Raw genomic sequence first — 13762 nt, 5'->3', positions numbered from 1 at the left:
TGCCGCCCCGGGTCCTACGCGGTCCAGCCGGTGGCCTCGGCCCACTCCCACGCCCGGTGGTAGGCGCGATCGAACCAGGGTGCCTTCGCCTCGTCGTACGCCGCTTCCGCCGCGACCGGATCGGACTGCCCGGCAGCGGCCTGCGCGGCGGCACGCTTGACGTCCGCATACTCGGCGGCGACCTCCGGATCGGCGCGCAGCCAGTCCCGCAGGAGCAGCGCGAACTGCTGGCCGGGCCACCCGTCGACCCGCACGTGGACGTGCACGGGCCGGCCGGGGTCGGCGCCGCCGTGCAGGCGCATCGCCCACACCGCAGGATCGGTCTCGCCGCCGGCACCGTAGGCCGGCTTCGGGTCTTCCTGTTCGACCTGGGCGATGCGCGGGAACCCGGCCGCGGCGAGCGGTTCGGCCAGGCGGTCCGCGGCGGCGAGATCGGGCACGGTGATCTGCAGGTCGAGCACGTCGACCGCGTCGAGGCCGGGGACCGCGGTCGAACCGATGTGGTCGATGCGTACGGCGGTACCCGAGGCGACGAGGGCCAACCGCGCGATCAGGCGCTGGGCCTGCTGCGGCCAGTCCTCGCGGGACGCGGTCAGCTCCGGGCCGACCCGCACCGGGGTGCGGGTGCGCAGATTCCGCTCGAACGGGACCAGCCGTTCGGTCCACAGCGCCCGGACGGCCTTGATCAGCGTGGCCGGGTCGCCGTTGTTGTCGAGCCACACGTCCGCAACGGCACGGCGCTCGTCGTCACTGGCCTGCGCCGCGATGCGGGCCCGGGCGTCCGCCTCCGGCATGCCGCGCAGTTCGACGAGCCGGCGGATCCGCTCGTCCTCGTCGGTGTGCACGATGACGACGAGGTTGAACATCGCCGCCATGTCGCCCTCGACCAGAAGCGGAATGTCTTGCACCACAATTCCGTCCGCGGGAGCCGCGGCGACGAGTTCGGCGGTGCGCTGCCCCACCCGCGGGTGGGTGATGGCGTTGAGGACCGCGCGCGCCTCGTCGCTGGCGAAGGCCTTGGCCGCCAGGGCCGGACGGTCGAGCGATCCGTCGGGCAGGAGGATGTCGTCACCGAAGGCGTCGACGAGTTCGGCGAGCCCGTCGGTTCCGGGTGCGACGATCTCCCGGGCGATGGCGTCGGCGTCGACGAGCACCGCCCCCAGCGCGACGAGTTCCTTCGACACGGTCGATTTGCCGGCACCGATTCCACCGGTCAAGCCCAATCTCAGCACGCCGACAGTCTCGCATCATCGTGGTGGTCCCGGAAATTCGACCGGGCGAAAGTTACGGCGTCACCGCCGAGACGCTGGGTCCCGGTTCATCGGCCACCCGCCTCGCCGGAGACCGTCGGGTCGAGCCGGGCCGGGGCCACGCTGCGATGCGGCGAGTCCGGGCCCTGCGCCACCAGCGAGCGGTGCGTGGGCGGATCGGAGGGCACGTGCGCGGGCCGTCGGCGCTCGAATTCGGTGCGTAGCACCGGCACGACCTCCCGGCCGAGGATCTCGATCTGTTCGAGGACGACGTCGAGCGGCAGGCCCGCGTGGTCCATCAGGAACAACTGGCGCTGGTAGTCGCCCGCGTAGTCGGCGAAACCGAGGGTGCGTTCGATGACCTGTTCCGGGGTGCCGACGGTCAGCGGGGTCGTCGCGGAGAAGTCCTCGAGCGACGGTCCGTGCCCGTAGACGGGCGCGTTGTCGAAGTACGGCCGGAATCGGCGGAAGGCCTCCTTCTCGGTGGTGTCCATGAACACCTGGCCGCCGAGGCCGACGATGGCCTGATCGGACGCGCCGTGGCCGTACTGCTCGAATCGGGTGCGGTACAGGGTGATCATCTGCTGGATGTGTTCCCGGTTCCAGAAGATGTTGTTGTGGAAGAAGCCGTCGCCGTAGAACGCGGCCTGCTCGGCGATTTCCGGGGAGCGGATCGAGCCGTGCCACACGAACGGCGGGGTGTCGTCGAGCGGGGCCGGGGTGGAGGTGTACCCGCGCAGCGGGGTGCGGAACTGTCCTTCCCAGTCGACGATGCGTTCGCGCCAGAGCCGGCGCAGCAGATGGTAGTTCTCGATCGCGAGCGGAATGCCCTGCCGGATGTCCTTGCCGAACCAGGGATAGACCGGGCCGGTGTTGCCGCGGCCCAGCATCAGGTCGACGCGGCCGTCGGCCAGGTGCTGCAGCATCGCGAAGTCCTCGGCGATCTTGACCGGGTCGTTCGTGGTGATGAGGGTCGTCGCGGTGGACAGTTTCAGCCTCGTGGTCTTCGCGGCGATCCAGCCGAGCATCGTGGTCGGTGAGGACGGCACGAACGGCGGGTTGTGGTGCTCGCCGGTCGCGAAGACGTCGAGTCCGACCTCCTCGGCAGCGAGGGCGATCTTCGTCATCGCGGTGATGCGTTCGTGTTCGGTCGGCGTGCGGCCCGTGATGGGATCGCGGGTCACGTCGCCGATGGTGAAGATGCCGAACTGCACTGCCGTACCTCCGTCATGTATTTGAACAGTCAACTACTTGAACGGGGTGGCGCCTCGCAGGTATTCCCCGGCGCGGCCGAGCACGCCGTCCCCGGGTCGCCCTACCGGCGAATCACACTGCGATCACAACGCGATCACAGCGAGGTCGCAACTCGGTGCCTGAGCGAAACACGCCCTCCGACCTGCGGCGGAATGCCGGGCTCCGGTCGATGCGTCGGTTATCGTCGTTGCGAACCGTCCGACCACGGATCCCCGACCCCCGAGAAGGCAGGCTATGCAATCGTCTCAACCGCTGCCCGGTCGGCATCGCCTCGGCATGGAGAACGGCGTGCACTGCATCCTCATCCCCGAGGTGGCCGCTGCTCTCGCCGCGCACCGTCGCAACTGGTTCACCATGCTGCTGACGAACGCCCGGCACAGTCAGGCCGCGATGCGCAAACGCGCCGCGGCGCTGCCCACCCAGTGGGCCACCCCCGCCGTCAACTGAAGTCGGCCTCCGCACACACGACGCCGCGGCCCGCAGCCCTCGTACGAGAAGCTGCGGGCCGCGGCGTTTTCCGGCTGCGCCCGGGCAATCGCCGGAACACACACCCCGGGAACGCGGACGGCCCCGCACCGAAATCGGTGCGGGGCCGTTCGACGAACCGGATGTCAGGCGTTGCCCGACAGCTTCTCGCGAAGCGCAGCGAGCTGCGCGTCGCTCGCCAGCGAACCACCGGCCGGCTCCGACGCGCTCTCGGCGCCGGACTCGGACGAGTAGTTGGTGCCGGAGACGCCGGCCTCGGCCTCGGCGGCCTCGTCGGCAGCCATCTTCTCGATCTGCGCGGTGTGCATCTTGTGACGACGCTCGGCCTCCGCGTAGCGGGACTCCCACTCCTCACGCTGCTTCTCGAAGCCCTCGAGCCATTCGTTGGTCTCGGGATCGAAGCCCTCGGGGAAGATGTAGTTGCCCTGCTCGTCGTAGCTGTCGGCCATGCCGTACTTCGACGGATCGAACTCGGCGGTGTAGTCCTCGTTGGCCTGCTTCAGCGACAGCGAGATGCGGCGACGCTCCAGGTCGATGTCGATGACCTTGACCATCGCGTCGTCGCCGACGGACACGACCTGGTCCGGGACCTCCACGTGGCGCTCGGCCAGCTCGGAGATGTGGACCAGACCCTCGATGCCCTCCTCGACGCGGACGAACGCGCCGAACGGAACGAGCTTGGTGACCTTGCCCGGAACGATCTGGCCGATCGCGTGGGTGCGGGCGAACTGACGCCACGGGTCTTCCTGGGTGGCCTTGAGCGACAGGGAGACGCGCTCGCGGTCCAGGTCGACGTCGAGAACCTCGACGGTGACCTCGTTGCCGACCTCGACGACCTCGGACGGGTGGTCGATGTGCTTCCAGGACAGCTCGGAGACGTGCACGAGGCCGTCGACACCTCCGAGATCGACGAACGCGCCGAAGTTGACGATGGAGGACACGAAGCCCTTGCGGACCTGGCCCTTCTGGAGCTGGTGCAGGAACTCGCTGCGGACCTCGGACTGGGTCTGCTCGAGCCATGCGCGGCGCGACAGAACGACGTTGTTGCGGTTCTTGTCGAGCTCGATGATCTTGGCCTCGATCTCCTTGCCGACGTACGGCTGGAGGTCGCGGACGCGACGCATCTCGACGAGCGAGGCGGGCAGGAAGCCGCGCAGGCCGATGTCGAGGATCAGGCCGCCCTTGACGACCTCGATGACGGTGCCCTTGACGGCCTCGTCCTTCTCCTTGAGCTCCTCGATCGTGCCCCAGGCGCGCTCGTACTGCGCACGCTTCTTGGACAGGATCAGGCGGCCTTCCTTGTCCTCCTTGGTGAGGACCAGGGCCTCGACCTCATCGCCCACCGAAACGACCTCGTTGGGGTCGACATCGTGCTTGATGGAGAGCTCGCGGGACGGGATAACGCCTTCGGTCTTGTAGCCGATGTCGAGCAGCACCTCGTCGCGGTCGACCTTGACGATGGTGCCTTCGACGATGTCGCCATCGTTGAAGTACTTGATCGTGGCGTCGATGGCGGCGAGGAAATCCTCGGCAGAGCCGATGTCGTTGACGGCTACCTGCGGCGAGGTGACGGTGGTGGAGGCCATGTGTTGAGTTGCTCCGGACGGGTTGATAGTCGGTTGGTCAATGTTCGGTCGGACAGACGGATCGCACACCGTGGTGAACGACACGAGATTCCGCCACGAATACCCGCCGATCGAGCCGTGAAGATCGAACAGCGGACACTCGCGTGGTCAAGGCTACGCGCACGGGCGCTACACCGGCAAACCCGGCCGCCGGTAACGTGGTCAGGATCGGGCCGCGGCACCGCGTGCCGCCGCGCCGGGAGTCGCTTTCCAGCTGCGGTCAGCCCAGTGGGGCGGCCGCCCGCTGCTCGAGCATGAGCGTCATCAACCCCGCCTCCTTGCTCTGTTCCTGCATCGCGCCGCGCGCGAACAGCGCGACCGCGCCGCCGGTGAGCCGGCCGTCGGCGGCCCGGGCCATGGCCACGGCCCCGGCGTGGTGACGCTGCATCAACTGCAGGAACAGCACCTCGGCGTCCCGGCCGCGCGCCGCGGACAGGGCGTCGAGTTCGTCGAGCGTCGCCATCCCCGGCATCGGTCTCTCGGCCGGCCCGGCCGCGGTTGCGTGGGCGTGGTCGCCGTCGTGCCACTGCATCGGATGCGGGTTGGTGGGCGGGGCCTGGGCGAGTTCCAGCCAGCCGAGCAGCATGCCGAGCTCGTAGCGCTGGGTCAGCTCGATCCTGCGTGCCAGCGTCGCCACCGCCGGGTCGACGTCCGGGGACAGCCGCGCGGTCATCTGCAGCCCCTGCTGGTGGTGGGCGGCCATGTCCTGGACGAAGCCGATCTCGACGGGTCCGAGCACCGGGGCCGCCGGCGCGGGCGCTTCGGGGATCACCAGCGGCCGCAGCGCCGCCCCGATCACCAGCAGGAACACCGCCATCGACACCGCCGCGAGTCCGCGCAGCGCGGTTGCTGCGTTCACGACCCGATCGTGGACTGCTGGTTCGCGGGCGGGGTGTAGACGTCCTCGCTCAGACGCAGCGTCAGGAACCCGTTGTCCGAGCAGCCGACCCACAGGTCGTTGCCGCGCCATTCCGGTGGCGACAGGCACCAGTCGGCGGACAGGTCGCCGCCGACGACCATGCCGCTGCGGCTCGACTGCGCCTGGGAAAGGTCGAACTGCCCGCCGATCACGGCCTGCAGCACCGCGGGGGCGCTGAGCACCGGGACTCCGATCAGCGACGCCCACGCGTGCGACGAGTTCGGGCGGTCGAGGTTGCGGCCGGTCATCGCCGGCGGGTTGTAGTACGCGATCTCGTGCACGTCGAACGGGTCGCGGACGTCGAACACGCGGATGCCGGACGAGATCCAGCCGCACGCCAGCGCGGTCGGGTTCGCGGGACGGTCGGCCGCGCAGTAGTGCGATTCGTACGCGAACGCCGAGCCGCCCATCCCGGATGCGACCTGGCTGTCGATGTGCTCCGGCAGGTTGATCTCGAGCTTGATCGAGTGCACGATCCGCGGGTTCGCGTCGTCGGCGACGTCGATGAGCTTGACCCCGCCGGATCCGGCCTCGTCGACGGTGAACAGGTAGGGGTGGCCGTCGTAGGTGACCGGGATGCTGTGCTGGGTGGCCCAGCCGTCCGTCCACGCCATCTTGGCCAGTTGAACCACCTGCGGATTCGGGTCCCGGCGCTGCACGGCGGCGGTGTCGAGGACGGTGAGGCCACCGAAGTTGTTCGACAGGTACAGGCGGTTGTCGTCGGGGCTGATGCCGAATCCGTGGCCGGACAGCCCGATCCAGCCCTGCCAGATCACCCGCGGGGTCGTCGGGTCGGTCAGATCCACGGCGCTGAGCACCCCCTCGGTGCCGGAGGACCAGTAGGTCCGTCCGTCCGGTGAGAAGCCGCCCTCGTGCGCGGTGATCGGCAGCGGCATCTGCAGGTCGGTGCCCGGTCCCGGATTGAGCAAACGTGGATGCGCGCAGTCGGAGATGTCGTACACCGACATCAGCCCGCCCCCGAAGTTCAGCGGAACACCGGTGCCCACCAGCAGCTTCCGGCCGGGATGGACTTTGAGGCTCTCCCAGGTGCCGGCGAGCATCGCCGGTTCGGTGAGGGTGGTGGTGGGCACCGGGTTCGCCGGGTCCGACACGTCGAGAACCTGCACACCGGTCGCCGGACCGGCGAGGCTGGTGGGAAAGATGCTGCCCAGGTAGGCGCAGTGGTCATAGCTCGCGGACACGATGCCGGCGCCCGCGCCGGGGAATCCACCGATCCGGGTGATGTTGCAGGCATAACCCTGCGTGCTGCGTCCGTTGTCGCGGTCGGCGGCGGGCACGTCGCCCTGGAGGCCGGTTTCCGGCCGGGAGTCCGGACCGCAGTCGGCGCGGGTGGCCGCGGTCGCTGCCACCGCGCCGACCTCCTGGACGATCCCCGACGTGTCCGGCGCGGGCGGGCCGGCCGCGGCGACTCCGGCCGGCAGTGCGAGTGCCAGCGCCAGCGCGCAGGACAGACGGCGACGGACGGTACTTCCTCGAGCCACGATCGAATCCCCCCCGTCCGGGATCGGGTACCGGATCGAGACACGAGTGTGCTTGCTGTCACATTGAGGTGTCAATCGCCCCTCCCGTCACACCGGCGTAGCGGCGGGCGTGGCGCTGGAGTCGGGCGCGCATCCCCGCACCCCTACCCTTGTGGTCATGCCCGACGCTGTTTCCCCGTCCGACGACCGCCACGCGACCGCGAATGCCCTCCTCGGCACGTCGAAGGCGGGCCGCGCGCGGGTGGGGTCGCGCGAGAGCGAACGTGCGAGCCGGATGTGGTGGGATGCCGACGCCGAGGACTATCACCGCACCCACGGCGAGTTCCTCGGCGTGGACTCCAGCGAGGGCGAGTTCGTGTGGTGCCCTGAGGGGCTGCACGAGGGTGATGTGCACCTGCTCGGGGAGGTCGCCGGCAAGGACGTCCTCGAGGTCGGATGCGGTTCGGCGCCGTGTGCGCGGTGGCTGGCCGGGCAGGGCGCCCGGGCGGTCGGCCTGGACATCTCGATCGGGATGCTGGCGCGTGGCGTGACGGCGATGGAACGCGGCGGGCCGCGGGTGCCGCTCGTGCAGGCCGGCGCCGAGGAGCTGCCCTTCGCGGACGGGAGTTTCGACGTCGTGTGCTCGGCGTTCGGCGCGGTGCCGTTCGTGGCGGATTCGGCGCGGGTGATGCGCGAGGTCGCGCGGGTGCTGCGGCCGGGCGGACGGTGGGTGTTCGCGGTGAATCATCCGATGCGGTGGATCTTCCCGGACGATCCGGGCGAGCGCGGACTGGTGGCGATGTTCCCGTACTTCGACCGCACGCCGTACGTGGAGGTCGACGACGACGGGGTGCCGACCTACGTCGAACATCACCGGACCGTCGGGGATCGGCTCCGGGAGCTCGTGGCGGCGGGTTTCGAGGTGTACGACATCGTCGAACCGGAGTGGCCCGAGCATCTGGATCGCGAGTGGGGCCAGTGGAGCCCGCTGCGCGGGGAGATCTTCCCGGGTACTGCGATCTTCTGCAGCCGTAAGCGTCTACGTAAATCTGATACTTCCTGCCACTGACGTGGCAGGCGGTGAAGATCCACGTTTCTCACGGTTACCCACCACACCATCGTGCGATGTTGCGGGCTCGACCGTGTCCCACACCGACGCTTCGGGTGCAGGACAACTCCTCGACTCTGTCACCCCCTTCGGGGGTGTCGCGGCAGGAACACTGCGGCGGACCCGGCGATGCCGAGGCCTGCGCGGGGTGGGACCGGTCTTGTCCCGGCATTTCCGGACCGGGGCGTGCACCGCGGTCCGGATCTCGACGCTCCCACTGCGGGTGCGGACCGCTCTGCTGCGTCCCGACAATGCCCGTGTGGCGAGGTTCACCGCCGCCACATGATCACGATTCCCACCCACCTTGCACGCCTCGCACCATGCCGTGTGATAGCCACCGGGGCGGGTCAGTGGTTCGTTGCAGCCCGGACACCGTGCCGACGATCCCCGCGCGGGCACCGACACCACCACCACACCCACCCGGGCCGCGGTGTGCGTCAGGGCATCGGCGGCCCGACGGCGGGCGGACTGCGCCGCCCGATTGTTGTTTCGCCGGCCGCGCCCGCGAGCCTCCAGGGTGGTCAGGTCCTCCACCGCGATCACCGTCGCCTCCGCCGCAGCGGCGTAGTCGGCGATCTGGCGGGCGAAATGAAACGCGAGCTCTCGGTTGATCTTCCCGCGTTTGGCACCGATCGCGAGGCGATGCCCGTCGAGGACCGCGATTTTCGCCTCCAGCTCCGCCCGCACCCGGGGCGGTGCGGTCTCGGCGAGCCGGCGCAGCCGGGCGGCCTTGCGGTGCAGGAATTGGCCTTCCTTCTGGAGGCGGGCCAGTGTGATGCCGAGTCCGCGATCGTCGTAGCTGTAGCCCCGAAAATCCGACACCAACCCATCCGGGCGTTCCGCGACAATCGCCGCCGCGCCGAGGGTGGCCGGTGACCAATCCACCCCCACCGCGACCGTGCCCGCCGCGAGGTCACCGGCGGGGACGGCTTCGGTGGCGGCGCACCGCAGCAGCACACCCCGCCCGGCGAAGGTCAGGGTCGGCAGATGCCACTGCGTGATCGCCCGGCCGGTCAGGTGCGGGGGGAGCGCGGCGGTCATCCGCACCGGGCGCCACTGCGCCCGCCCGCCCGGTCGGGGCGGCGGTGGTGGGCAGCTTCACCGTCAGCACCATGATGTCGCCGGTGACGGTGAGCCGGGCGAGTTGGGTGTCGGCGGCCGAGAGCCGGGCCATCGCACCGACCCGCGGTGGGGTTTGCAGGTCGGTGATCCGCACCCGTGGGGACTGCACGGCCCCCGAGTCCGTTTCACTACTCCGGCGGGTCCGCGCGAGCAGTTGACGGCGCACACCCCGCGCGAACCCCGCCGGCACATACTCCGCAGCACACTCCGGTGCGGCGATGCGTCCGGTGACGGGATCGAACCGGGCCGACAGCGACGCGATCGCCGCATCCCGATACGCCAGGGTCCGCAGGGTCGCGGTGGCCTGGGCGGTGACCACCCGCGTCACCCGCGACGGCACGTACACCCCGTCGGGGTAGGTGGGGGTCCAGCCCAGCCGCGCCGCCGCGACGTGCCCGTGCCTGGGCAGTGCCCGGCCGTCGCGGTCACGGCCGGCGGCCAGGGTGTCGAAGGTGGTCGGCTGCCACAGTCGGGTGAGCAGTTCGGTTTCGGCTCCGGTGATCAGGTCGAGCAGCCATGCGATGCGAATATCGAGGTCGTCGAGTCCGATCTGCTCGCCGGTGCTGTCGTCGACCGCCGCGTACGGGCGGGTGGCGAACGCGAACGGGCGCCGGCCCATCGGTGCGGTGTTGCTCATCCGTTCACCCCCCGCCCCGTGTCGTCGTCGATCGGTTCCTGCCCGGAAACATCTCGTCCTGCTCGACCGCGGCTCCGACCGTAGCGTCGGGCACCGACAGATTCGGTTCGGTCCGCGTCCCGACCGGGTCGGGGTGTGTGCCGGCGCGGTGACCGACCCTTGCGATGCGTGCCGATCCCGCTCTTTCCGAGACACGCAGCAGGACAACAGGAAGAATCGGAGAGTATTACCGAGTATCGGATTTCTCGTCGACTGTTGTGAGCCTGTGTGAGCAAGGCGCCGTCCGGCGCACCGTCGACAGGCGGCGACCCCTTTCCATCCCATTAGTTGAGCGCTAAGATATATTCGACCCCGTCTTCCGACCCCGGAGATTCCATGTCCCTCACCGCTGTCAGCCCCCAGCACCCCTACAGCCCCGCATATGTCGCCGGCGACCTCGTCTTCGTCTCGGGTGCCCTGTCGATCGACGCGGAGGGTGCGGCCGTCGGAGGCCGCACCGAGGCGCTCGACGCCGCCATCGACCGGATGACCGACCGGCTCGCCGTCGTCGGCGGCACGCTTTCCGACGTCGTCAAGCTCACCTACTTCGTCACCGACCTGTCGCTGCGGGAGGAAGCGAACCGGCAGTTCGAGCGCCTGTTCCCCGAACCCCGGCCGGCACGCACCTTCGTCGAGGTCAGCGCACTCCCCTACGGCGCCACCGTCGAGATCGAGGCGGTCGCCACCCATCGCGCCTGATCCCGCATTCCCCGCGCCCCACGCAGGCCGTATCGTGATCATTGCCTTTGCGCTCAACAACCGAGCGTGACGACGGCGAACACGAGGAGGCCACGTGGGGCGCGACACCGTTCCGGAACACGATGCCGTCGACGACATCGTGAGTCAGTGGGCTCGCCAGTGGCCCGACCTCGACGTGACCCCCCTCGAGGTGCTCGGGCGCCTGCACCGCACGTATCTGCGGTACCAGAGCGCCATCGGACGCGTCTTCGACGAGTACGGCATCAACATGGCCTCCTTCGACGTGCTCGCCGCCCTGCGCCGCGCGGGCGAACCGTACCGGATGACCTCGGGTCAGCTCGCCGAGAGTTCGCTGGTGACCACCGGTGGGATCACCCTCCGCATCGATCGCCTCGTCCAGGCCGGTCTCGTCCGGCGCGAGCGCGACGAGGAGGATCGCCGGATCGTGCACGCGCAGCTCACCGACGAGGGCAAGAAGCTGATCGACGAGATCGCCGTCGCCCACTTCGAGAACGAGGCGCGCATGCTCGCGGGTCTGTCCGGCGCCGACCAGGCCGCTCTCGCCGGACTCCTCCGCAAACTCGAGCACTCCATCATCCGGCACGACGGGGAATGACGGCCGCCCCGCAGCGAGACGGAAAACACCTGGGACACAACAGAACGCGCCCGCACCGGAGACGGTGCAGGCGCGCTCGTCGGTTTCTCATTCGGCTCGTGCCGGCGACTCGATGACCGGATACTCGGGCCCACCCGACACCGGCGGGCGGCCGAGCGTCGCACAGATCGCGTCGACAACGAATCCGATGACGTCGGCGAGCATCAGCAGGATTCGCGTCAGCAGCGTCGACAGCAGCATGGGAAGAATGGTGGGCAGGATCAGAGTCACGATCATCGCCGCCGTCAGATTCTCCCGCACGGCCTCGCGATAATTCTTCCCCGGTGTGCCGGGCGCACCGGGCGGCGCCGCCTCTCGACTGACAAGGCCGGCTCCGATGAAAACCGCTGCGAGACAAGGAAGAAACGCCGCCGCCGCGACGCCGGCACCCGGGAGTGCGGGGACGGCGGCTGTCGCGACCCGCCCCCACAACACCAGCGCGAACAGCAGGACGAGCAGCGCATAGGGTGGGGACGCGAACACCCGAACGGTCGACCACATGATCCACTGCGTGACGACGCCCGCGTCCGACTCGTGGCGGAGAGTGCTGCGGAACCGCGCATCGGCTCGTCGTCTCATGGCCCGGGCGCGCATGGCGTCGGTCTTGCCTACGTCCCTCGCGGCGGCGCATTGGGTGTCGTGTAGCAGGGCCGGCATGGTGTGACCGCCGTAGCTCGCGATGAGTCCCCACAGGCACGGTGGGATCGATGCCAGATCCGACGTCGACTGCGCCCGCACCTCGAGCTGTTCGCCGTTCTCGACGGCCGGGGCGTCCTGCCAATCGTCCTCGTCCACGGCCGGGGTGTAGCGAAATGTGTCCAGTACCTGGAATCTGGTCGTCGTCTTGAACTGCCGCATCAGCAGATTCGGCAACGAACCCGCACCGTCGGGCGCCAATTGCCGGAGGCCGACCTCCGTCTTGCGCACCCAGCGGCCGTCCCGCAACTCGATGAAAGGCATTCGTTCCTGCTCCGGATCTCGATTCCCCTGGTGCCGCCACCGCAGTGAGCGGCCCTGACACCACCGAGTGTGGGGAGCGATCGAGATGTCGGACAGCCACCCGGGGGTGAAGAATCCTCCACCTCGGGCGTGCCGTCCTCCGGATCAGGATTCGGCCGTGGCTGCGGCCAGCTCCTCCGCGCGCGCCCGGTACAGCCGGCGCAACCGCATGACACCGAGGTCGTGCTGGTAGAGGTTCTCGGCCGCATCGGCGTCGGGAGCCATCCCCTCGAGCATGACCCGATCCTGCTCGAGCACCTCCCAGTGCCGTTCCTCGAGCACGGTGCGGTAGAGGAAGCGCCACACGTCGCGTTCCCAGCCCTGGACCCGGCGATAGCGCCAGAAGAAGACCGCGGTGGTGTCGGCGTCGATCGGGGTGCCCATGCCGACGATGCCGAACGGTCCGCCGGGACCCGCGGTCGGCGGGTACGGGATCTCGAGGTCGACCCAGTCGGCGCCGGTGCGGCAGTACTCGACCCAGTCGAAGTTCACGCCGCGCTGGTCGGTCTTCTCGAAGAAGAAGCCGCGGTCGGTCTCCCGGATCCGGAAGCGGGCCGAGGTTTCACCCCCGAACATCGAGTGTGATTCGTGGTGCAGGAACGCGCCGTGCATGGGATCGAGCAGGTTCTCGAGCGCGAAGCGCCACGGCGCCTCCCACTCCGCGTAGCACAGGAATGCCGAAACATCTTCGTCCACAAGCGGGTCCGGAAGTTCGAGCGGACCCGGTTCGGCGTCGGGATCGGTGCCGAACCAGGCGAGGATCGCCCCGCCGACCTCGCGGACGGGCAGCGACGAGACGAGTTTCTTGCCTTCGAGGTTGCAGCCGGGCATGCCGGGGACCTTCGCGACGGTGCCGGTACCGTCGACCTCGACGCCGTGGTAGCGGCACGCGAGGCGATCGCCCAGGTGCACGCCCTGCGAGAGCGGGGCACCGCGGTGTGGGCAGCGGTCCTCGAGCATGCGCACGGTGCCGTCGGATGCGCGGTAGAGCACCCAGTCCTCGCCGAGGCGGCGCATCTTGCGGATGCCGCCGCGTTCGACGAAGTCCGACGGGCACACCGCGTGCCACTGGTCGCGCATGCCGGTCGCGAAGATCTCGTCGGCGGTCTTCGGGGTGCGGCGCAGTCGATTCACCATGGTCAGGCTCCGATCCGGTGCATCTCGGCGGTGAACGACTCGGGGGTCCACTCGGCCCCGTCGGGTCCGTGGATGCCGGAGTCGTTGAGTCCCTTGACGAGTCCCTCGAGGTGGTGGACTCCCGATCCGAAGACCTCTTCGATCGCCTTGGCGAGCTTGACTTCGTAGGGGGTGGGGTCGGCCGTGCGGGCCTGATGAATCTTCAGGTAGCGATCCATGGTGGATCCTTAAGTTCGTAGGTGCAGTTACTTCGTGAGAGTTACGTTGTGCTGTAACCCGGGCGGGCCGGGCGAGGCTGATGATTGGTTGCCCAACTCTCGAGTGGGGCTTGAAAGGACTGGCCACCCGACC

Annotated in this window: 12 protein-coding genes and 1 pseudogene; 4 read left to right on the top strand and 9 right to left on the bottom strand. The window is 69.2% G+C overall.

The window, feature by feature from the left end:
* Positions 1–14: 14 nt before the first annotated feature.
* Both coaE and M1M07_RS25905 read right to left on the bottom strand, forming a co-directional pair.
* Entirely contained in the window at positions 15–1232 is a 1218-nt protein-coding gene (gene coaE, locus M1M07_RS25910) for a dephospho-CoA kinase (protein WP_248676010.1), read from the bottom strand.
* Between the two features lie 86 nt (positions 1233–1318).
* Positions 1319–2464 (bottom strand): LLM class flavin-dependent oxidoreductase, encoded by a 1146-nt coding sequence (locus M1M07_RS25905; RefSeq protein WP_248676009.1) that lies wholly within the window; start codon positions 2462–2464, stop codon positions 1319–1321.
* Between the two features lie 274 nt (positions 2465–2738).
* Between M1M07_RS25905 and M1M07_RS25900 the strand changes: the two genes are divergently transcribed.
* Positions 2739–2951 carry a hypothetical protein gene (locus M1M07_RS25900; protein ID WP_197253336.1) on the top strand — a complete coding sequence of 71 codons (213 nt, stop codon included), beginning with the start codon at positions 2739–2741 and terminating at the stop codon, positions 2949–2951.
* 164 nt (positions 2952–3115) lie between these two features.
* Here the strand turns inward: M1M07_RS25900 and rpsA are convergent, their stop codons facing one another.
* From rpsA to M1M07_RS25885, 3 genes are all read right to left on the bottom strand, one after another.
* Positions 3116–4576, bottom strand: a complete 1461-nt coding sequence (gene rpsA, locus M1M07_RS25895; RefSeq protein WP_197253334.1) for a 30S ribosomal protein S1 — start codon at positions 4574–4576, stop codon at positions 3116–3118.
* Between the two features lie 259 nt (positions 4577–4835).
* Positions 4836–5474, bottom strand: coding sequence for a DUF305 domain-containing protein (locus M1M07_RS25890; RefSeq protein ID WP_248676008.1), 639 nt, complete (start codon positions 5472–5474; stop codon positions 4836–4838).
* Positions 5471–7036: a hypothetical protein gene (locus M1M07_RS25885; protein ID WP_248676007.1), complete on the bottom strand. Its 1566-nt coding sequence runs from the start codon at positions 7034–7036 to the stop codon at positions 5471–5473. Before M1M07_RS25885 ends, M1M07_RS25890 begins: the two co-directional genes overlap by 4 nt.
* A gap of 157 nt (positions 7037–7193) precedes the next feature.
* Here M1M07_RS25885 and M1M07_RS25880 point away from each other — a divergent pair, with 157 nt between their 5' ends.
* Complete coding sequence (locus M1M07_RS25880; RefSeq protein ID WP_248676006.1) at positions 7194–8084, top strand: class I SAM-dependent methyltransferase; 891 nt, start codon at positions 7194–7196, stop codon at positions 8082–8084.
* On the opposite strand, the pseudogene M1M07_RS25875 reads toward M1M07_RS25880, so the two are convergent.
* Positions 8055–9882, bottom strand: a pseudogene (locus M1M07_RS25875) (zinc ribbon domain-containing protein). The gene M1M07_RS25880 and the pseudogene M1M07_RS25875 overlap by 30 nt on opposite strands.
* Positions 9883–10257: 375 nt before the next feature.
* On the opposite strand from M1M07_RS25875, the gene M1M07_RS25870 reads away from it, so the two are divergent.
* Positions 10258–10620 carry a RidA family protein gene (locus M1M07_RS25870; RefSeq protein ID WP_248676005.1) on the top strand — a complete coding sequence of 121 codons (363 nt, stop codon included), beginning with the start codon at positions 10258–10260 and terminating at the stop codon, positions 10618–10620.
* A gap of 94 nt (positions 10621–10714) precedes the next feature.
* Positions 10715–11236 (top strand): MarR family transcriptional regulator, encoded by a 522-nt coding sequence (locus M1M07_RS25865; RefSeq protein ID WP_248676004.1) that lies wholly within the window; start codon positions 10715–10717, stop codon positions 11234–11236.
* 87 nt (positions 11237–11323) lie between these two features.
* Here the strand turns inward: M1M07_RS25865 and M1M07_RS25860 are convergent, their stop codons facing one another.
* The 3 genes from M1M07_RS25860 to M1M07_RS25850 all read right to left on the bottom strand — a co-directional run bounded on the left by M1M07_RS25860 (position 11324) and on the right by M1M07_RS25850 (position 13629).
* Positions 11324–12235, bottom strand: coding sequence for a DUF1353 domain-containing protein (locus M1M07_RS25860; protein WP_248676003.1), 912 nt, complete (start codon positions 12233–12235; stop codon positions 11324–11326).
* Between the two features lie 144 nt (positions 12236–12379).
* The gene (locus tag M1M07_RS25855; protein WP_197254252.1) at positions 12380–13411 is read right to left on the bottom strand and encodes an aromatic ring-hydroxylating dioxygenase subunit alpha; all 1032 of its coding nucleotides are present in this window, start codon (positions 13409–13411) and stop codon (positions 12380–12382) included.
* A 2-nt stretch (positions 13412–13413) separates the two neighbouring features.
* The gene (locus M1M07_RS25850; protein WP_248676002.1) at positions 13414–13629 is read right to left on the bottom strand and encodes a recombinase-like helix-turn-helix domain-containing protein; all 216 of its coding nucleotides are present in this window, start codon (positions 13627–13629) and stop codon (positions 13414–13416) included.
* Positions 13630–13762: the final 133 nt, after the last annotated feature.

The organism is Rhodococcus sp. HM1 (genome assembly GCF_023218075.1).
GTDB lineage: Bacteria > Actinomycetota > Actinomycetes > Mycobacteriales > Mycobacteriaceae > Rhodococcus.
Note: the sequence above shows the minus strand (reverse complement) of the source record. Positions and strands in the feature narration are given on the sequence as shown.